14 protein-coding genes are annotated in these 17,841 nt (G+C 67.8%); 6 read left to right on the top strand and 8 right to left on the bottom strand.

The features are described from left to right. Positions 1-44 precede the first annotated feature (44 nt). The 5 genes from AC3AP7_RS26900 to AC3AP7_RS26880 form a co-directional block, all read right to left on the bottom strand. Positions 45-812, bottom strand: a complete 768-nt coding sequence (locus tag AC3AP7_RS26900; RefSeq protein WP_487363338.1) for an ABC transporter permease — start codon at positions 810-812, stop codon at positions 45-47. Continuing rightward, positions 809-1,564 carry an ABC transporter permease gene (locus AC3AP7_RS26895; protein ID WP_487363337.1) on the bottom strand — a complete coding sequence of 252 codons (756 nt, stop codon included), beginning with the start codon at positions 1,562-1,564 and terminating at the stop codon, positions 809-811. Before AC3AP7_RS26895 ends, AC3AP7_RS26900 begins: the two co-directional genes overlap by 4 nt. A gap of 107 nt (positions 1,565-1,671) precedes the next feature. Next, a complete protein-coding gene (locus tag AC3AP7_RS26890) occupies positions 1,672-2,700 on the bottom strand; it encodes an ABC transporter substrate-binding protein (RefSeq protein ID WP_487363336.1) in 1,029 nt (342 codons plus the stop codon). 52 nt (positions 2,701-2,752) lie between these two features. Continuing rightward, on the bottom strand, positions 2,753-3,631 hold the full coding sequence (locus AC3AP7_RS26885) for an ABC transporter ATP-binding protein (protein WP_487363335.1): 879 nt from the start codon (positions 3,629-3,631) through the stop codon (positions 2,753-2,755). A gap of 29 nt (positions 3,632-3,660) precedes the next feature. Next, a complete protein-coding gene (locus AC3AP7_RS26880) occupies positions 3,661-4,965 on the bottom strand; it encodes an aminotransferase class III-fold pyridoxal phosphate-dependent enzyme (RefSeq protein WP_488324881.1) in 1,305 nt (434 codons plus the stop codon). 165 nt (positions 4,966-5,130) lie between these two features. Here AC3AP7_RS26880 and AC3AP7_RS26875 point away from each other — a divergent pair, with 165 nt between their 5' ends. The 3 genes from AC3AP7_RS26875 to AC3AP7_RS26865 all read left to right on the top strand — a co-directional run bounded on the left by AC3AP7_RS26875 (position 5,131) and on the right by AC3AP7_RS26865 (position 8,918). After that, positions 5,131-5,889 carry an IclR family transcriptional regulator gene (locus AC3AP7_RS26875; protein WP_487363333.1) on the top strand — a complete coding sequence of 253 codons (759 nt, stop codon included), beginning with the start codon at positions 5,131-5,133 and terminating at the stop codon, positions 5,887-5,889. Between the two features lie 96 nt (positions 5,890-5,985). Beyond that, positions 5,986-7,431: an NAD-dependent succinate-semialdehyde dehydrogenase gene (locus AC3AP7_RS26870; RefSeq protein WP_487363332.1), complete on the top strand. Its 1,446-nt coding sequence runs from the start codon at positions 5,986-5,988 to the stop codon at positions 7,429-7,431. 287 nt (positions 7,432-7,718) lie between these two features. After that, the gene (locus tag AC3AP7_RS26865) at positions 7,719-8,918 is read left to right on the top strand and encodes a porin (protein ID WP_487363331.1); all 1,200 of its coding nucleotides are present in this window, start codon (positions 7,719-7,721) and stop codon (positions 8,916-8,918) included. A gap of 13 nt (positions 8,919-8,931) precedes the next feature. Here the strand turns inward: AC3AP7_RS26865 and AC3AP7_RS26860 are convergent, their stop codons facing one another. Both AC3AP7_RS26860 and AC3AP7_RS26855 read right to left on the bottom strand, forming a co-directional pair. Further along, positions 8,932-10,281 (bottom strand): MFS transporter, encoded by a 1,350-nt coding sequence (locus AC3AP7_RS26860; protein ID WP_487363330.1) that lies wholly within the window; start codon positions 10,279-10,281, stop codon positions 8,932-8,934. Between the two features lie 60 nt (positions 10,282-10,341). Beyond that, the gene (locus AC3AP7_RS26855) at positions 10,342-11,514 is read right to left on the bottom strand and encodes a M20 aminoacylase family protein (protein WP_487363329.1); all 1,173 of its coding nucleotides are present in this window, start codon (positions 11,512-11,514) and stop codon (positions 10,342-10,344) included. Between the two features lie 118 nt (positions 11,515-11,632). On the opposite strand from AC3AP7_RS26855, the gene AC3AP7_RS26850 reads away from it, so the two are divergent. Beyond that, on the top strand, positions 11,633-12,583 hold the full coding sequence (locus AC3AP7_RS26850) for a LysR family transcriptional regulator (protein WP_487363328.1): 951 nt from the start codon (positions 11,633-11,635) through the stop codon (positions 12,581-12,583). Between the two features lie 528 nt (positions 12,584-13,111). Beyond that, positions 13,112-14,401 carry a transposase gene (locus tag AC3AP7_RS26845; protein ID WP_487363327.1) on the top strand — a complete coding sequence of 430 codons (1,290 nt, stop codon included), beginning with the start codon at positions 13,112-13,114 and terminating at the stop codon, positions 14,399-14,401. A gap of 37 nt (positions 14,402-14,438) precedes the next feature. On the opposite strand, the gene AC3AP7_RS26840 is transcribed toward AC3AP7_RS26845, so the two are convergent. Then, positions 14,439-15,977 carry a mannose-1-phosphate guanylyltransferase/mannose-6-phosphate isomerase gene (locus tag AC3AP7_RS26840; protein ID WP_487363326.1) on the bottom strand — a complete coding sequence of 513 codons (1,539 nt, stop codon included), beginning with the start codon at positions 15,975-15,977 and terminating at the stop codon, positions 14,439-14,441. Positions 15,978-16,433: 456 nt separating this feature from the next. Between AC3AP7_RS26840 and AC3AP7_RS26835 the strand changes: the two genes are divergently transcribed. Further along, on the top strand, positions 16,434-17,810 hold the full coding sequence (locus AC3AP7_RS26835) for an undecaprenyl-phosphate glucose phosphotransferase (protein WP_487363325.1): 1,377 nt from the start codon (positions 16,434-16,436) through the stop codon (positions 17,808-17,810). Positions 17,811-17,841 lie beyond the last annotated feature (31 nt).

Here is a 17,841-nt window from a genome sequence, read left to right as displayed (position 1 = left end):
CATGGATCTCTTGAGTCGGATACGGGTAGGGCGGGCGGCGCGCGCTAGCGCGTCACCTTCGCGCGCTCGTGATGCCATCCGAGCAGGCGCTGCTCGATGCGGAAAAACAGGGTTTCGATGCACAGTGCCGCGATCGCGATGATCAGGATCGTCGCGAGCCCGGCTGCGATCTCGAACTGCTGCTGGGCCTGCACGATGAAATTGCCGATCCCGTTGGTCGACAGCAGCATCTCGGCGCTCACGCTGATCAGCAGCGACAGCGCGATGCTGATGCGGATGCCGCTCACGATCTGCGGCAACGCGGCCGGCAGATCGATGTCGCGCATGATTTCCGCGCGCGACAGGCCGAGCGAGCGCCCGACGTTGACGAGCAGCGGATGCGTCGCGCGCGTCGCATCGATCGCGTTGATCAGGATCGGGAACGCCGCGCCGTAGAACACGACGAGAATCTTCGCGAGGTTGCCGGTGCCGGCGAACAGCATCACGACCGGCACGATCGCGAGCGGCGGCAGCGGGCGCACGAGGTCGATCAGCGGCTCGAAGAAACCGCCGAGCGAGCGCAGGCGGCCGAGGCAGATGCCGAGCGGCAGCATCGTCACGAGCGACAGCGCGAAGCCCGCGCCCGCGCGCACGAGCGTCACGCCGAGCGCTTGCGCAAGCGCCGGCCCGTGATGCCACAGCGCGCGCGCGACGTCGACGAAACCCGGGTAGTTCGGCGACGCGACGACACGCGCGGAGCCTTCCCACGCGCCGACGAGCAGCAGCAGGAAGACGATGCCGGGAAGATTCACGCGTTGGGAGAGGGTCTTCATGGTTGCACCATCGCAGCGAGGCTGTCGTGCCAGCCGACCAGCGCCGCGCGCACGCGCAGCACTGCCTGATTGAAGAGGAGTCCGTTGCATCCGGCGACGACGAGCAGCGCGAACGTATCGGCCGTGCGCATCGAAAATGCGCTGTCGTACAGCATGAAGCCGATGCCGTTGCTGCCGGCGAGCATTTCGGCCGCGATCGTCGCGATCAGGCAGTCGGCCACCGCGAGGCGCACGCCGGTCAGGATCGGCGGCAGCGCGGCAGGGATGCGAACCTGCCAGAGAATCGCCCACGCGCCATAGCCGAGCGTGCGCGCGCTGCGCAGCTGCACCGGCTCGCTTTCGGCGAGTGCGCCGGCCGCGCTCACGTAGACCGTCCAGACGCCGGAGAAGCAGACGATGAACAGGAAGAGGCCGAAGCCGAGGCCGAGCGCGAAGATCGACAGCGGCACGAGCGCCGCGGGCGGCAGCGAGCGCATGATGTTGACGACGGGCCGCAGTGCGTCCTCGACCACCCGGTAGCGGGCGGCGGCGATCGCGGCCGCGAGGCCGAGCGCGGAGGCCGCGACGAGTCCGACCAGCGTGCGCGTGAGCGTCAGCGCTTCGTTGTGCCAGAAGCCGGCCGACTGGAGCTCGCCGGCGAGCGCCGCGAAGATCGCGCCGATGCCGGGCATGAATTCGCGCGGGATGTGGCCGCTCAGCACGACGATCTGCCAGAGCGCGCATCCGGCGAGGAAGCCGATGTACGGCTTCATCCAAGGTTTCATTGCATCACCTGCGTGGTAGGGCGTCCGGTGGGTCCGCGCGGCGCCGGGCGAGCCGGGGCGCCGCGCGGGCGGGCTTCCGATGGGCCGGGGCGGGCTTACTTCGCGGTGCCGCTCGCGATCAGCGTGTGCGGGTCGACCTCCTTCTGCAGCAGACCGTTTTGCACGAGCGCTTCGGTCAGCGGTTGCAGCGACGCGGCGTCGGGCACGGTGCTGCCCCAGTCGAAGTAGTGCGTGACCGCGTCCGCGAGCGGCGGCGTGAGCTTGAACGCGCTCACGAGCCATTGCTGGTACAGCCCGGGATTCGCGCGGAAGTCGGCGCTCGCGCGATCGAGCACCTTGTTGAAGCGCGCGAGCACGTCCGCGTGCTGCCTGACCCAGTCGTCGCGCGCAAACAGCACGTCGAGCGCGATGCGCTGAGCGGGCTGCAGGTTCGCGACGACACCCGAGGCGAGCGTCACCGCCTGGATGTTCGGCGACAGCCGCGCAGCCGCATAGAACGGCTCGGAAATGCACGCGGCGTCCGCGTTGCCGACCTGCAGCATGCTGGCCATCTGCGGGAACGGCACGATGATCTTCTTCACCGCATCGTAAGGAATGCCCGCTTTCGCCAGATGGTCCTTCACGAGCAGCTCGCAGATCGCGCCGGTCGCGTTGATCGCGATGGTCTTGCCGCGCAGGTCCGCGAGCGTATGGATGTTCGAGCGCTTGCTCGCGATAATCCACGTGTCCTGCTTCGACGGCGTGCCGTACTCGTAGTCGAGCGTGTCGACGATCACGAACGGCTGGTTGTGCGCCTTCGCGAAGATCACCGGGATGATCCCCGAGTAGCCGATGTCGACCGCGCCGCTCGCGACCGCGGAGGCGACCGCCGGGCCGGAGCCGAGCGTGACGAGTTCGGGCGCGAGCCCTTCCTGCGCGAAGTAGCCTTTTTGCATCGCGTAGTAGATGCGGATCATCGAGTCGGCGCGTAGCTCGCCGATCCGGATCGGCGTCGCGGCGGCGGCCTGCGCGGGCGGCGCGGCGAGCGCAAGCGCGGCCGCCGTGACGAGCGTGGCCGCCGTAGCCGCCGTGGCCAGCGACCGCGCGCAGCGGGCAACACTGAAGAGCGTCTTCAGCTTCAGCATGGGGTGTCTCCTCAAACGATATGGAACGGGAAAGGGTGGGGCGTGCGGGGTGTCAGTTGCTCGCGCGCATGGCATGAATCATCGTGACAACCTGGTGGCGCAGATCGAGGAAGCCGCGCGCTTCGCGCGTGTCGAGCTGCGTGCGCGGCTTCGCGAGCGGCACCGGTATGTCCGCGGCGACCACGGTGGGCCGCTTCGACAGCACGACGATCCGGTCGGCCATGTACACGGCTTCGTCGACGTCGTGCGTGACGAGCACGCAGGTCTGCTGATAGCGCTTCGCGAGTTCGAGCAGCAGGTCCTGCATGTCGGCGCGCGTCTGCGCGTCGACGGCCGCCAACGGCTCGTCGAGCAGCAGGAGCCGCGAGCGCGCCGCGAGGCCGCGCGCGATCGCGATGCGTTGCTGCATCCCGCCGGACACCTGCCACGGATAGTGTTTCTCGAAGCCCTGCAGACCGACGCTTGCGAGCAGTTCGTGGGCGTAGTCGAGTTTCTGCGCGCGGTTCAGGTCGCGCAGGCGCTTCATGCCGAATACGACGTTATCCAGATTGTTCTTCCACGGCAGCAGCGAGCGGCTGTAGTCCTGGAACACGACGGAGATGCCGGGCGGCGGCGCGCTGACCGGCTGGCCGTCGAACGACACCGACCCGCTGTCGACCGCGTAGAGGCCGGCGAGGCACATCAGCAGCGTGGTCTTGCCGCAGCCCGACGGGCCGACGATCGACAGGAACTCGCCCGCGCGGACGTCGAACGACAGGTTGCCGATGATCGGGTTGCGCATGCCGGCGTGACCCAGCGCCTTGGCGATCCGCTGGACGCTCAGCAGCGTCGGTCGCGGCGCGCTGCCGGGGACGTTCAGCGGCGTCGAGGCGGCATCGACGAATGTGTGCGATGTGCCGATGTCGCGCTGCAGCTTCAGATGGCTGTGCACTTTTGTCTTCCTCCTTGTCTCGCGGGCGCTCAGTCGGCCGCGATCGCGGCGAAACCGGCGTGCAGTCCGTCCATGCTCTGGTCGACGTGTTCGCGCCGGAAGACGAGCGGGGGGGACAGGATGATCTTGTTGCCGGCGATCCGCACGAGCAGCCCGGCATGGCAGAGGGTCTCGTACAGCTTCCTCGACGACGGATGCGTCGGCGGCAGCGGCGCGCGGCTCGCCTTGTCGAGCACGAGCTCGATGCCGAGCATCAGGCCGCGTCCGCGCACGTCGCCGACCTGGCGGTACTGCAGCAGTTCGGCGAGGCGCGCGAGGAAGTACTCGCCCTGTTCGGCCGCGTTGCCCGGCAGGTTCTCCCGCTCGACGATGTCGAGGTTGGCGAGAGCCGCCGCGCAGGCGACCGGATGACCGGAATACGTATAGCCGTGCATGATCGACGCGAGCGGATGGTTCGACGCATCCCACGCCTGGGCGATCTTTTCGCTGAACACGGTGGCGCCGAGCGGCACGTACGCGGAATTGATCCCCTTCGCGAAGTTCATGATATCGGGGCGCACGTTCCAGTTGCGCACGCCGAACAGATGGCCGGTGCGTCCGAAGCCGGTCACGACCTCGTCGGCGATCAGCAGGATGTCGTGACGGTCGCAGATTTCGCGCACGAGCGGCCAGTACCGGGCCGGCGGCACGATCAGGCCGCCCGCGCCCTGCACCGGTTCCGCGACGAACGCGGCGACCGTGTCGGCGCCATGAAAGAGAATCTCCCGTTCGAGCGCGTCCGCGCACAGCTGCGCGAGGCGTTCGGGGTCGTCGGTCCACGGATTGCGGTACAGGTACGGCGCCTCGACCTGCACGAACCCGGGCATCATCGGTTCGTAGGCGCGGCGCCACATCACGTTGCCGCTCGCGGACATGCCGCCGAAGTGCAGCCCGTGGTAGCCGTTCTTCAGCGAGAAGATCTTCGTTTTCTCCGGCTTGCCGACGATCTTCCAGTACTGGCGCGCGAGCTTGAACGCGGTTTCGTTCGCGTCCGAGCCGCCGCTGCCGAACATCACGCGCGCCATCTTCTCCGGCGCGAGCATGCCGATCAGCCTCGCCGACAGCTCGATCGACGGCGCGTTCGACAGGTTCGCGAACGTGCCGTAGTACGCGAGCCGCTCGAGCTGCGCGGCGATCGCCTGCTTGATCTCCGGCCGGTTGTGGCCGACGTTCACGCACCAGAGGCCGGCCGTGCAGTCGAGATAGGTGCGCTCCTGCGAGTCGCGCACGAACACGCCGTCGCCCTGTTCGATGATCAGCGGCGGCGCCGCCCCGGTCGCCGCGGGCGCGGTCATCGGGTGCCAGATGTAGCGGGCGTTGTCCGCTTCGACCGCCTGGCGGTTTGCTACCGGATTGCTATGCACTTGCCAGTCTCCGTGTTGATAATATATAAACAGTATTTACATATCGTTAAAACAGTATGGTAAGCTACCCTCTGCGTGTCAAGCTGGAGACCATCAATGAAAACCCTTGCCAAGTCGCTGGACGTCCTCGTCCAGTTTGCGAATGCCAGCAGCGATCTCGGTGTGACGGAGATCAGCCAGCGAACCGGGATCGACAAGGTGATCGTGCACCGGATTCTGAAGACCTACGCGGAATACGATTTCCTCGTCCAGAACGCGACGACGCGCCGCTACCGCCTCGGCAACGCGGTGCTCAAGCTCGCGTCCGCGCAGCAGCACAGCTTTCCGCCGCTGGAAGCCGCGCGCCCGCAACTGCTGCAGCTGTGGAAGGACACGTCCGAGACCATTCATTTCACCGTGGGGCGCGGCGACGAGATGGTCGTGCTGCAGGTCTATGAGAGTCCGCTGCCGAACCGTGTCGCGGCGGATCTCGGCGAGCACGTGCCGATGTATTGCACGGCCGCGGGCAAGCAGTGGCTCGCGTACCTGAGCCCCGCCGCGCTCGACGACTATCTGGCGCGCGTGCCGCTCGTGCAGCGCACGCCGAACACGCTTGTCGGGCGCGACGCGCTCGTCGCCGAACTCGAACGCACGCGCGAGCGCGGCTATGCGCTCGACCACGCGGGCTACGAGGAGCATCTGCATGCGATTGCCGCGCCGATCGTCAACCGCCGCGGCGAACTGCTCGCGTGCGTCGCGCTCGCCGGTCCCGCGGTGCGTCTGACGAAGCGCGCAATGGCGAAGCTCGCCCCCGAACTCGTCGAACGCGCGCAGGCGATTTCGGCGGAACTGGCCCACGTGACGTCGATCGACTGAGCCGCGTCGCGACCGGATCCGCCGCCCGGGCGAGAAAGCGCGCACAGAACGCGCCGCTCGCGCTGTCCACCATCCATTGCTGTGAAGGAGACACTGTTGAATACCCCTGCTTATCCCCGGCCGCGCCAGCTGATCGGCGGCCAATGGTGCGACGGCGCGAGCGCCGTGTCGTGCACGGTGACCAACCCCGCCACCGAGGCGGTACTGGCCGAGTACGCGGCGGCCTCGGCCGACGACATCGGGCGCGCGATCGATGCGGCTGTCGCGGCATTTCGCGTGTGGTCCGCGCAGTCGCCGTTTGCGCGCAGCCAGGTGTTGCGCGCGGCGGCCGCGCACGTGCGCGCAAACAGCGACGCCGGCGCGCTGCGGCTCACGCTCGAACAGGGCAAGCCGCTCGCCGAGGCGAAGCGCGAGTTCGCGCAGGCCGCCGAGATCATCGAATGGTTCGCGGAAGAGGGCCGGCGCGCATACGGGCGCGTGATTCCCGCGCGCATGCCGGGGGTTCAGCACCTGGTCGTACAAAAGCCGGTCGGTCCGGTGGCGGCGTTCACGCCGTGGAATTTCCCGGTGATGCTGTCCGCGTGCAAGCTCGCGGCGGCGCTCGCGGCCGGCTGCACGGTGGTGCTGAAGCCGGCGGAGGAGACGCCCGCGGCGGTCGCGGTGCTCGTCGACGCGTTTGTCGAAGCGGGCGTGCCGCCCGGCGCGGTGCAGATGCTGCTCGGCAATCCGGCGCAGGTCTCGGGCGCGCTGATCGCGTCGCCCGCGATCCGCAAGATCAGCTTCACTGGCTCGACGCCGGTCGGCCGCCTGCTGGGCGAGCAGGCCGGGCGTCATCTGACGCGCGTCACGCTGGAACTGGGCGGGCACGCGCCGGCGATCGTCTGCGAGGACGCGGATTTCGACCACGCGATCGAGGCGCTGGCCGGCTTCAAGTTCCGCAACGCGGGGCAGATCTGCGCGAACCCGTCGCGCTTCTATGTGCACGCGTCGCTCTATGCGCGCTTCGTCGATGCGTTTGCGGCGCGCGCGGCGGCGCTGCGCGTCGGCGACGGACTCGATCCGCAAACCGGCATGGGACCGCTCGCGAGCCGGCGGCGCGTGGACCAGATGGCGGCGCTCGTCGCCGATGCGCGCGCGGCCGGCGCGCGCATCGCATGCGGCGGCGCGCCGCTCGCGCGTCCCGGCTTTTTCTTTGCGCCCACCGTGCTCGCGGACGTGCCCGACACGGCCCGCGTGATGAGCGAAGAGCCGTTCGGCCCGCTCGTTCCGATCGCGCCGTTCAGCGATCTCGACGACGTCATCGAGCGCGCGAACCGGTTGCCCATGGGGCTCGCCGCGTATGCGTTCACGACCTCGCTGCGCAGCGCGGACCGGCTTGCCGACGAGATCGAGGCCGGGGCGGTCGGCATCAACAGCGTGATGCTGCTGCAGGCCGAAACCCCGTTCGGCGGCATCAAGGAAAGCGGATTCGGCAGGGAAAACGGCATCGAGGGCCTGCAGGACTACCTCTGCGCGAAGTTCGTCAGCCGTAGCGCGGCATAGCGCCGCTTCGCGCGCGATCCGGCCGGCGAGCAGAGCGCTGTTCGCCGGCCTTTTGGCGTTGTACGACCGGGCCGGCGCAGGCGGAAATTCCGGCTGTCCATTTGCTTCGCACTCCATATCGATGAGTCGCACACTACACCCGGTTGAGAACGTGTGGACTGCGATCCATCTGCTCTCGTAAACCACTAAACACATGGGATGTGCTTGACACCGCATTTTGCGCTTCCGATACTGAGTCAAATAAATTAACGTAGTTGATATTATATAAACAGACTTGGAGGCGGCAGATGAAGCGGATGTCTTGCGGTATGGCGTGCCTGATGGCGTCGGTCGGCGTGGCGCACGCGCAGAGCAGCGGCGTGACGCTGGCGGGCGAAATCACCACGGGGCTTGCCTATGTGAGCAACCAGGGGAGCAGCTACAACTGGAATCCGTACGCGGCGAATCCCGGCGCCGGGCGCACGTTCCGGATGCTCGACAACAATGCGACCGGCAGCCGGTTCGTGATCAAGGGCGTCGAAGATCTGGGCGGCGGCTATGCGGCGCTCTTCACGCTGGCCGACGGTTTCAAGCCGTCGAACGGCGCCTTTGCACCCGGCGCGGGCGGACGGCTGTTCGGCGTCCAGTCGACGGTCGGCGTGCGCAGCAGCGCGTACGGCACGGTGACGCTGGGCCGCCAGTACGATCCGACCCAGGATCTGGTGGCGGCTTACGCGTCGGACAACGACTGGGCCGGCGCGATCGGCGGCCACATCGGCGATTCGGACAACTTCAACGGGTCGTTTCGCGTGAACAACTCGGTGAAGTACATGAGCCCGGTGGTGGGCGGCTTCCAGTTCGGCACGCTGTACGGCTTCAGCAATGCCACCGGTGGTTTCGCGAACAACCGTTTCTTTTCCGCGGCGCTCGGCTACCACCACGGCGGCCTCGGCCTCGGCGCGGGCTACATGCGGCTCGACAATCCCGATAGCGCGAGCAATGGCGCGGGCGCGGTCGGTGCGCTCAACGGCGTCGGCTCGACCGACGATTACGGCAATCCGTTCACCGTGAACCCGTTCGGCGCGGGTGTCGCGACGCAGCAGGTGATCGGCCTCGGCGGCGCGTATCAGATCGGCAAGGCGACGCTCGGTGCGACGTTTTCGGACGTCCAGTACGACTACCTCGACGCGACGAGCCTGCATCTGCAGAACTACGAAATCAATTTCAAGTACATGGTGACGCCCGCGCTGACGCTCGGCACCGCGTGGCTGCTGACCGAGGGCCGCTTTCCGGCGGCGGACGGCGAGTCCGGCAAGCATCCCGCATGGAACCAGATCAACCTGGGGGCGGACTATAGCCTGTCGAAGCGCACGATGCTGTATCTGGTTGGCGCGCTGCAGATGGCCAACGGCGACGCGCGCTACGCGGCGCTGCAGCCGTCGCTGTTTGCCTTTTCGTCGACCAGCCGGCAACTCGTGATCACCGCCGGCATCGATCACAGCTTCTGAGCACCCGGCGCCGTCAGTCGATCGGCCGCCCCGCGGTTTCGCGCATGAACGGCAGCGGCAGCAGCGACACCGCGCCGCAGCCGATCAGATACCACGCGGGCGCGAGCGGGTTCGCGGTGAGCTTGATGAGCCACGTCGCGAAGAACTGCGCGAATCCGCCGAAGATCGACACGCCGAGACAGTAGACGATCGACATGCCGGTCGCGCGGATCTCGCGCGGGAACATCTCCGGCAACATCACGATGTTCGGCACGGCCGTCAGCGTGACGAGCACCGCAAGTCCGGCGACGACCGCGAGCAGCACCGCCAGGCCCGACACCGCGTGGATCAGCGCGAACGCGGGGTAGATCGCGATCACGAGCAGCACGCGCGCGATGCCCAGCACCCGCTTGCGGCCGAACCGGTCGGACAGCGACCCCGCGACCGGCGAGCACAGCACGGTGACGATTGCCGCGGTCGATGCGACGAGCAGCGCGGTCGACATCGGCAGATGCAGAATGCGGATCGCGTACGTGGACAGGTAGAACACGACGATATAGTTCGCCGCAGTGCCGCCGATCGTCGTCACGACCCCTGCCGCGATCGCGCCCAGGTGAGGGCGCAGGATGTCGCCGAGCGGCTGCGCGGCGCGCGCCGGCGGGGCCGCGTGCGCCGCGCCGGCGGCGTGCGGCAGCGTTTCGTCCAGATGCCGCCGGATGTAGAGGCCGATCGGCCCCATCGCCATGCCGATCACGAACGGCACGCGCCAGCCCCAGCTTTCGAGCGACGGCGTCGAGAGGGTCGCCGCGAGCGTCACGCCGACGAGCGAGCCGAGCAGCGTGCTTAGCCCCTGGCTCACGAATTGCCAGCTGCCGTAGTAGCCGCGCGTGCGGTCGCTGCCGTATTCGAGCAGCAGCGCCGTCGACGCGCCGATTTCGCCGCCGAGCGCGAAGCCCTGCACGAGACGCGCAACGATCACGAGCGCGGGCGCCGCGATGCCGATCGACGCGTAGGCGGGCGCGAACGCGATCAGCGCGGAGCCTGCCGTCATCAGCCACAGCGTGCAGCTCATCGCCGCCTTGCGGCCCGCGCGGTCCGCGTATGCGCCGAGCACCACGCCGCCGATCGGCCGCATCACGAAGCCGACACCGAACGTGCCGACCGCGAGCATCAGCTGCGCGAGCGACCCTTCGACCGGAAAATACAGCTTGCCGATGACGATCGCGAAGAAGCTGTAGATCGTGAAGTCGAAGAATTCGAGGCCGTTGCCGAGCGTGATCGCGGCGATCGCCTTCGCGCGGCCCGCGCGCGTGGACGGCAGGGCCGGCGAAATCGCGGGGGGCAGGGCGGCAGCGGGCTCCTGCGTCGATGCAGCGTAGCGCATGCGTGTCTCCTTGATGCAGTCGTGTGAGGCAGCGTCTTTTAGCGGCGCGGCGTGGCGCGTTCAGGCGAGGAACGCTTCGGCGAGACGCACCCAGTACGCGGCGCCCGTCAGCAGGCAGTCGTCGTTGAAATCGTAGCCGGGGTTGTGGACCATGCAGCCTCCCTCGCCGTCGCCGTTGCCGATGATCAGGTAGCTGCCCGCACACCGTTCGAGCAGGAACGCGAAGTCCTCGCTGCCGGTGAGCGGCTGCATGCCGGCGATCAGGCCTGCGTCGCCGAGCCAGTCGCGTGCGACGTCCTGCGCGAAGGCGGTCATCCGCGCGTCGTTGACGAGCACCGGATAGCGCCGCTCGTAGCGAACCTCGGCGCGCGCGCCGTAGACCTGGGCCTGCGCATGCGCGACTTCGGTGATGCGCGCTTCGAGCAGATCGCGTACCTCGGGGCGCAGCGCGCGCACCGAGAGGCGCATCTGCGCGCTTTCGGGAATCACGTTCGGGGCTTCGCCCGCATGAATCGCGCCGACCGTGACGATCGCCATGTCGAGCGGCGCGACGTTGCGCGACACGATCGTCTGCAGCGCGAGCACCAGCTGCGCGCACACGACGACCGGGTCCACGGCCTTGTGCGGCACCGCGCCATGTCCGCCGCGCCCGGTCACCGTGATCGTCGCGGTGTCCGACGACGCCATGAACGGCCCCGGCAGGAAGCCGAGCTTGCCGGTCGGAAAGCCCGGCATGTTGTGCATGGCGAACACCGCATCGCACGGGAAGCGTTCGAAGAGTCCGTCTTCGAGCATCCTGCGCGCGCCGGCAAGCCCTTCTTCGGCGGGCTGGAAAATCAGGTTCAGCGTGCCGTCGAATGCGCGGGTGTGCGCGAGATGTTTCGCCGCGGCGAGCAGCATCGCGGTATGGCCGTCGTGGCCGCATGCGTGCATCTTGCCGGCGATCGTGCTCGCGTACGGCAGGCCCGTCTGCTCCTGGATCGGCAGGGCGTCCATGTCCGCGCGCAGGCCAAGCCGGCGCGTGCCGGCGCCTGCTTTCAACTGGCCGACCACGCCAGTCTCGCCGAGCCCGCGATGCACGGTATAGCCCCATGCGCTCAGGCATTGCGCGACGAGTTCGCTCGTTGCGTGCTCCTCGTACGCGAGTTCCGGATGCGCGTGGAGGCGGTGGCGCAGCGCAATCATTTCGTCGGCGAGCCCGGCGATGCCGGCGGGAATGACCATCGTGTTCATCTCGGGAAATCCTTGGCGGGACAGGTCGGATCAGCATAGCCCGCGATTTTTCCGACGGGCAGCGCTACAATCGTTGTGGTGGCAACTACTGGTTGCCGGCCTCGTGGCGATCCTTCCGATGAAACTCCATCAACTCAGTACATTGGCGGCGATCGCGGATACCGGCAGTATCCGGGCGGCGGCGCGTTCGCTAGGCCTGTCGCCGGCCGCGGTGACGAAGGCCGTGCGCGAACTGGAGGCCGATCTGCGCGTGCCGGTGGTGATCCGCAGCGCGAGCGGCGCCGTGTTCACCGAGTTCGGCCGCACGCTGGTCGTGCACGCGCGGCTCGTGCTCGGGCAGATCGCGCGCGCCGAGGCGGAGATCGACGCAATGCGCGGCGCGGGCGCGGGCAAGCTGTCGGTCGGCGTCACGCCGTGGGTCGCGCTGACCTTCCTGCCGCCGACCGTGCAGCGGTTTCGCGCGCGCATGCCGGACGTGCAGCTCGAATTCTTCGAAGGGCTGCTCGCGCTCGTGCAGCCGAGACTGCGCGACGGCAGCCTCGATTTTTCGATCGGCCGTCCCGCGCCCGCGTCGCCGGCCTCCGGGTTTCACAGCGTGCCGCTCTTTTCGACGCATTCCGCTGTCGTCGCGCGGCGCGGTCATCCGCGCGCGGACTGCCGCAGCCTGCGCGCGCTCGAAGACGCCGAGTGGGTGCTGAACTGGGACGCCGCCAGCGGCGATCCGATTGCCGACAGCCTGTTCCGGCAGCGCGGCATGCAGGTGCCGCGCACGATCCTGCTCGCGCATTCGCTCGCGATCGTGCTCGGCCTGCTCGCGCAAACGGACATGCTGAGCGTGTTTCCGTGGCCGCTCGTCGAGACGCGTCTCGCGAAAGAGAATCTGTGCGTGCTGCCGCTTGCCGAGAAGGTCGACGAAACGCTCGTGAGCGTGACGTCGCGGCGCGGCGTGCCGGCGAGTCCGGCGGCCGGCTGTTTTCTCGACTGCCTGCGCGAAGTGATCGACGAAGGCACGCGCTCGACCGAACCGGAGCGGCGCCGGCTGTTTCATTCGATCGATGTGTTGTTCTGACGCCAACGGCGCGCCCGGATCGACGCGTATCAGGCACGCGTCGTGCGCGGTTTGCGCGCGGCACAGGTGCGGCTCATGTTCGACGGCTGCGCGATGATGCGCTGCACGATCCGCGACGCGTGCACGCGCTGCGATACGCCGCGAAGCGGTGCTTTCCAGGCGATGGCGCAGCGCGTCCCCCGCGCGCGTCCTCTGTCGAAAGCTTCCGTAAGGCGCGACGCGACGGGCGCGCGCGCGAGCGGCGGCTCGCGCGCGCAGTGAAACGGCTTTGTTTCGAAGCGTAACAGTTGAGCCCGACTTCGCATGTTGCGACGCACAGATGGTATGCTTCGTCCAGCATTTCTCCCCCTGCACGAGCGAGACCACATACTTTGCGTCACTAGCGTGACCGTTCGCACCACCCGGGTGCGGATATCGACGGCAAAGCTCTCCACAGATAAGCATATGGTGCAACCGAGCGCACACGCGGTCCGATCAGGCCGTGCATGCGCGGTTTTTGCAGCTTTGGTCGGCTGCATGGAGAAAAGCATGACGTACGACGAACTCAGCGACATAGAGTGGGCACAGGTTGCCGCGCTGGTATCGGACGAACCGCCGATCCGTATCAATCGCCGCGGCCGTCCGCGCGCCGAGCCGCGCGTGGTCGCGAATGCCGTTCTCTGGATCCTGACCACCGGCGAATCGTGGTCGCGCCTGCCGGCGCGCTATCCGTCCGGTCCCACCTGCCGCCGCCGCTTCGACGACTGGCACGCAAACGGCACGCTCGCCGAACTCGTGCGCATCCTGTCCGCGTGCGGCCGCGCCTTCATCTACATTCCCGAAGCGCTGCCCGTCGAGCGCGGCGTGGTCGCGAGCGAGGCGCTCGTCGAAGACGACGGGCTGCCCGCGGTCTACTGGAAGAGTCCCGATGCCTGGCAGGCGCCCGTGCCGGCTGCCGAGCTCGCAGGCGAGCCCGTGTGGCAGGGCGACGATCCGATTGCGCGCATGACGCGGCAGCTCGCCAGCGCGGACGCAATGCCGGGCCCGGCGGACGTCGCGCCGAGCGCAGCCGGGCCCCTTTTTGCGCAGACGCAGGATGCTTCGCAGCCCGTATCGACGGACGACGAAGCGGCCGGCGCGCGCAGCACCGTCTGGATCGGCGGCGCGGCGCGGCGAACCGAGATCGCCGAATGGCGCGGCCACACGATGCACCTGGCCGTGGAAAGCGATGCGGAGCATAAATATCGCGCATCGGTCGAGATTCTGCGCGATGGCCGGCGTGTCGAACGCTCGGGCCTCGTCGGGCCGCCGCTCGACGATCGCGACGCCGCGCTGCACTATGCATTCGACTGGGCGCGCGCGTGGATCGATGGCGCCGCGCACGGCGCGGCCGCCGCGCAGGCGGCGTGGGCCGCGGCGTTGGGCGAGGCGGGTGTGGCCGGCGCGGTCGCCGTGGCCGCCGGTGCGCCGACGGCCGCAACGACACCGGCAACGACACCCGCAACATCACCCGCAACATCACCCGCAACATCACCCGCAACATCACCCGCAACATCACCCGCAACATCACCCGCAACATCACCCGCAACGACGGCGTGCGCCGATGCGCTCCCGTCCACCTCGAGCCAGGCCGATTCCCCGCCGCGCGCAGCCGTCACGCGGGCCGCGCCGCATGCGGGCGCGGCGTTGCCTGGCCCGTTCGACGCGCGTCTTGCGCCGGTGCGCCGCTTCGTTCCGTCGGACGGCCTGCCCTCCGCGTGCGCGGAGCCGGTGCGCGAGGCCGCCGGCGCCGCGGAGTGCGTGCTCGCGGCGCCGCGGCTGCGCAGCCCGGCGGGGTGACGCGCGGCCGGGCCGCGCGCCGCGGCGTGCGTGGGGTTCACCGGCGTCCGTACTGGTCGTCCAGACGCACGATGTCGTCCTCGCCGAGGTAAGCGCCCGACTGCACCTCGATGATTTCGAGCGGCATCTTGCCGGGGTTTTCGAGCCGGTGCGCAACGCCGAGCGGAATGTAGGTCGATTCGTTTTCCGACACGATGAAGCGTTCCTCGCCGCGCGTGACGAGCGCCGTGCCGCGCACGACGACCCAGTGCTCGGCGCGATGATGATGCATCTGCAGCGACAGGCGCGCGCCGGGCTCGACGACGATCCGCTTCACCTGGAAGCGCTCGCCGCCGTCGACGCAATCGTAATGGCCCCACGGCCGATACACCTTGCGGTGAACCACCGCCTCGGGTCCGTGCCGCTCGCGGATGCGGCGCACCACCTTCTTCACGTCCTGCGCGTGCGCGCGGTCGGCGACCAGCACCGCGTCCGCGGTCTCGACGACGACGAGGTCGTGCGTGCCGATGCATGCGACGAGACGTCCGTCCGAATGCACGAACGTGTCGTTCGCGTCTTCGAACATCACGTGGCCCTGGCTCACGTTGCCCGCATCGTCCTTCGGCGTGACCTGCCAGACGGTGTCCCATGAGCCGAGGTCGGTCCAGCCGGCACTGAGCGGCACGACGACGCCTTTCGCGACGCCCGGATCGGTGGCGAGGCGCTCCATCACCGCATAGTCGATCGAATTCGCCGGCGAGCGGGCGAACGCGTCGCGCTCGACGCGCAGGAAATTGCCGTCGTGCGTTCCGCGCTCGAACGCGGCGACGCACGCCGCGTGAATGTCCGGCTGAAAGCGGCGGATCGCGTCGAGCCACGTCGACGCGCGCACGATGAAGATGCCGCTGTTCCACCAGTAGCGCTGCGACGCGACGTACTGCTGCGCGAGTTCGAGGTAAGGCTTCTCGACGAAGCCTGCCAGGTGGCGGGCGCCGTGCGTGCCGGCTGCGTGCGCTGCGTCGGCGGTGTCCAGGGGCGCGCCGACCTGAATGTAGCCGTAGCCGATTTCGGCGCGCGTCGGCACGATCCCGAGCGTGGCGATATGACCGGCCGCCGCGTGGCGCACGGCCTCGGCGATGCCTGTCTGGAACGCCTGCAGGTCGGTGAGCGCATGATCGGCCGGCATCACGACGAGGATGCCGTCGCCCTGCGCGGCGAGCACCGACAGCGCGGCGAGCGTCAGCGCAGGCGCGGTGTCGCGTGCCACGGGTTCGAGGATCAGGCGCGCTTCCTTGCCGGCCGCGCGCAACTGCGCGGCCGTCATGAAGCGATGTTCCTCGTTGCAGACAACCAGCAACTGCGCCGCAAGCGGAAAATCGGTGGCGAGCGTATCGAGTCGTCCCGCCGTGTCGGCGAGCAGCGAATGATCGCCGACGAGGTTGATCATCTGCTTCGGATACTGTTCGCGCGACAACGGCCACAGGCGTGAGCCCGCGCCGCCTGCCAGCACGACCGGACATACCTGCAATGCGGTTCGCACGCGCGCGCCGGATTGCGCTGCGTGTGCGGTGGCGACGGCCGAACCCTGATCGGTCATGTCTGTCTCCTTGAGCGTCGGTGAGGGGTCTGCCGATTTGTAGCATGCATAAAATGCGTCATAAAAACGACGTCTAAACGAAAATAAAAAATATTGAAGAGATGAAGGCGAAATTTAATTTTCCGCCTGCGATCTACTGAAAATAATGGCCCGAAAAATGTCCTGGAAACCGGTAAGCGGGTTCGCCGGAATAACGCCGCCGGTGCGGAAAACCGGCAAATTGTGCGCGATTTCCCCCTGTGGCCGGCGCGTCGAGGCCCGCAAAAACGGTATCTTTTGCCATCAAAATTCAGAAATAAATCGCCGAAACGGCATCGATACATTTAGAGATATTTTTGCGCCTTGCGCGATCTATTTTTCAACGCTTTATTAGGGTTAGCTCGGATCCGGATGACTGTGCGCGAGGTGCGGCGCGCCGGATGAGCGATTCGTTTTCAATGGACCGAGGGCCCCGATATGCTGAGCGTGCTTGCCCGCATTACCGACGTCGCCGCGATCACCGCGGCCGCGTTCGTTGCCGCGCTGTTGCATCGCGGGGCGTTCGTGCCGCTCACGGACGTGGAGAGCGGCGCGCTGGTATTCAACTGCGTGCTCGCGATCTGGATGTTCCCGGCGTTCGGCATCTATCGTTCGTGGCGCGGCAAGCCTCTCTACGATCTGTTCGCACGGGTCGCGCTCGCGTGGATCGCGGTCGAGTGCACCGGCATTCTGCTCAGCTTCAGCGTGCATCGCGCCGATGCGCTGTCGCGCTTGTGGCTCGGCGGATGGGCGATCGCATCGATCGCGCTGCTGGTCGCGTCGAAAGCCGTGGTGTACGCGGTGCTGAAAGGACTGCGCCGCGAGGGCTACAACCAGAAGACCGTTGCGATTGCCGGCGACGACCGCTATGGGCGCTTTCTGATCGAGCAGATGCGCAGCCGCCCGGATGCGGGCTTCATGCCGGTGCTGCTGTTCAACGAGGATGCGCCGCGCGACGAATCCGCGCTCGACGGCGTGCCGCTCGAACACGACCTTCGCGCGATGCTGCGCTTCCTGCGTACCCATGCGACCCGCGAACTCTGGCTCGCGCTGCCGATGTCGAAGGAGCACACGATCCACCGGATCGTCACCGAGCTGCGCCACGACTTCGTGAACATCCGCTTCATCCCCGACGTGCGCAGCCTCGCGCTGTTCGGCCAGCCGGCGGTCGAACTGCTGGGCGTGCCCGCGCTGAACCTCGCCGCATCGCCGGTCACGCCGCTGCACGTGCTGCCGAAGCGCGTCTTCGACCGGCTGTTCGCGTGCGCGGTGCTCGTCTCGCTGCTGCCGCTGCTCGTCGCGATCGCGGCGGCGGTCAAGCTGTCGTCGCCGGGGCCCGTGTTTTTCCGGCAGCGCCGCAAGGGGCTCGACGGCAACGAGTTCGAGATCTACAAGTTCCGCTCGATGAAGGTGCATACCGAAGCGGCGGGCCGGGTGACCCAGGCGACTCGCAGCGATCCGCGCGTGACGCGGGTCGGCGCGTTCCTGCGGCGCACGAGTCTCGACGAACTGCCGCAGTTCATCAACGTGCTGAAGGGCGAGATGTCGGTGGTCGGGCCGCGTCCGCATGCGATCGCGCACGACGACATCTACAAGGACCTCGTGCGCGGCTACATGCAGCGCTACCGGATCAAGCCGGGCATCACGGGCTGGGCGCAGGTCAACGGCTATCGCGGCGAAACCGACTGCATCGAGAAGATGCGCGAGCGCGTGCGGTTCGATCTGCATTACATGCAGCACTGGAGCTTTGCACTCGACCTGAAGATCGTCGCGATGACGATGTGGAAGGGCTTTTCGGGCAGCAACGCCTATTGACCCACCGACGGGCGCCGCGGTGCGCCGCGCG

The sequence above is a fragment of the Paraburkholderia sp. PAMB 6770 genome (assembly GCF_057748135.1).
This window is presented reverse-complemented; position numbering and strand designations above follow the sequence as displayed.

Coding starts and splice junctions, on each gene's coding strand:
- AC3AP7_RS26895 (WP_487363337.1), bottom strand. CDS start 1,564: ATGAAGCCGTACATCGGCTTCCTCGCCGGATGCGCGCTCTGGCAGATC.
- AC3AP7_RS26855 (WP_487363329.1), bottom strand. CDS start 11,514: ATGAACACGATGGTCATTCCCGCCGGCATCGCCGGGCTCGCCGACGAA.
- AC3AP7_RS26840 (WP_487363326.1), bottom strand. CDS start 15,977: ATGACCGATCAGGGTTCGGCCGTCGCCACCGCACACGCAGCGCAATCC.
- AC3AP7_RS26890 (WP_487363336.1), bottom strand. CDS start 2,700: ATGCTGAAGCTGAAGACGCTCTTCAGTGTTGCCCGCTGCGCGCGGTCG.
- AC3AP7_RS26865 (WP_487363331.1), top strand. CDS start 7,719: ATGAAGCGGATGTCTTGCGGTATGGCGTGCCTGATGGCGTCGGTCGGC.
- AC3AP7_RS26900 (WP_487363338.1), bottom strand. CDS start 812: ATGAAGACCCTCTCCCAACGCGTGAATCTTCCCGGCATCGTCTTCCTG.
- AC3AP7_RS26845 (WP_487363327.1), top strand. CDS start 13,112: ATGACGTACGACGAACTCAGCGACATAGAGTGGGCACAGGTTGCCGCG.
- AC3AP7_RS26835 (WP_487363325.1), top strand. CDS start 16,434: ATGCTGAGCGTGCTTGCCCGCATTACCGACGTCGCCGCGATCACCGCG.
- AC3AP7_RS26875 (WP_487363333.1), top strand. CDS start 5,131: ATGAAAACCCTTGCCAAGTCGCTGGACGTCCTCGTCCAGTTTGCGAAT.
- AC3AP7_RS26850 (WP_487363328.1), top strand. CDS start 11,633: ATGAAACTCCATCAACTCAGTACATTGGCGGCGATCGCGGATACCGGC.
- AC3AP7_RS26880 (WP_488324881.1), bottom strand. CDS start 4,965: ATGACCGCGCCCGCGGCGACCGGGGCGGCGCCGCCGCTGATCATCGAA.
- AC3AP7_RS26860 (WP_487363330.1), bottom strand. CDS start 10,281: ATGCGCTACGCTGCATCGACGCAGGAGCCCGCTGCCGCCCTGCCCCCC.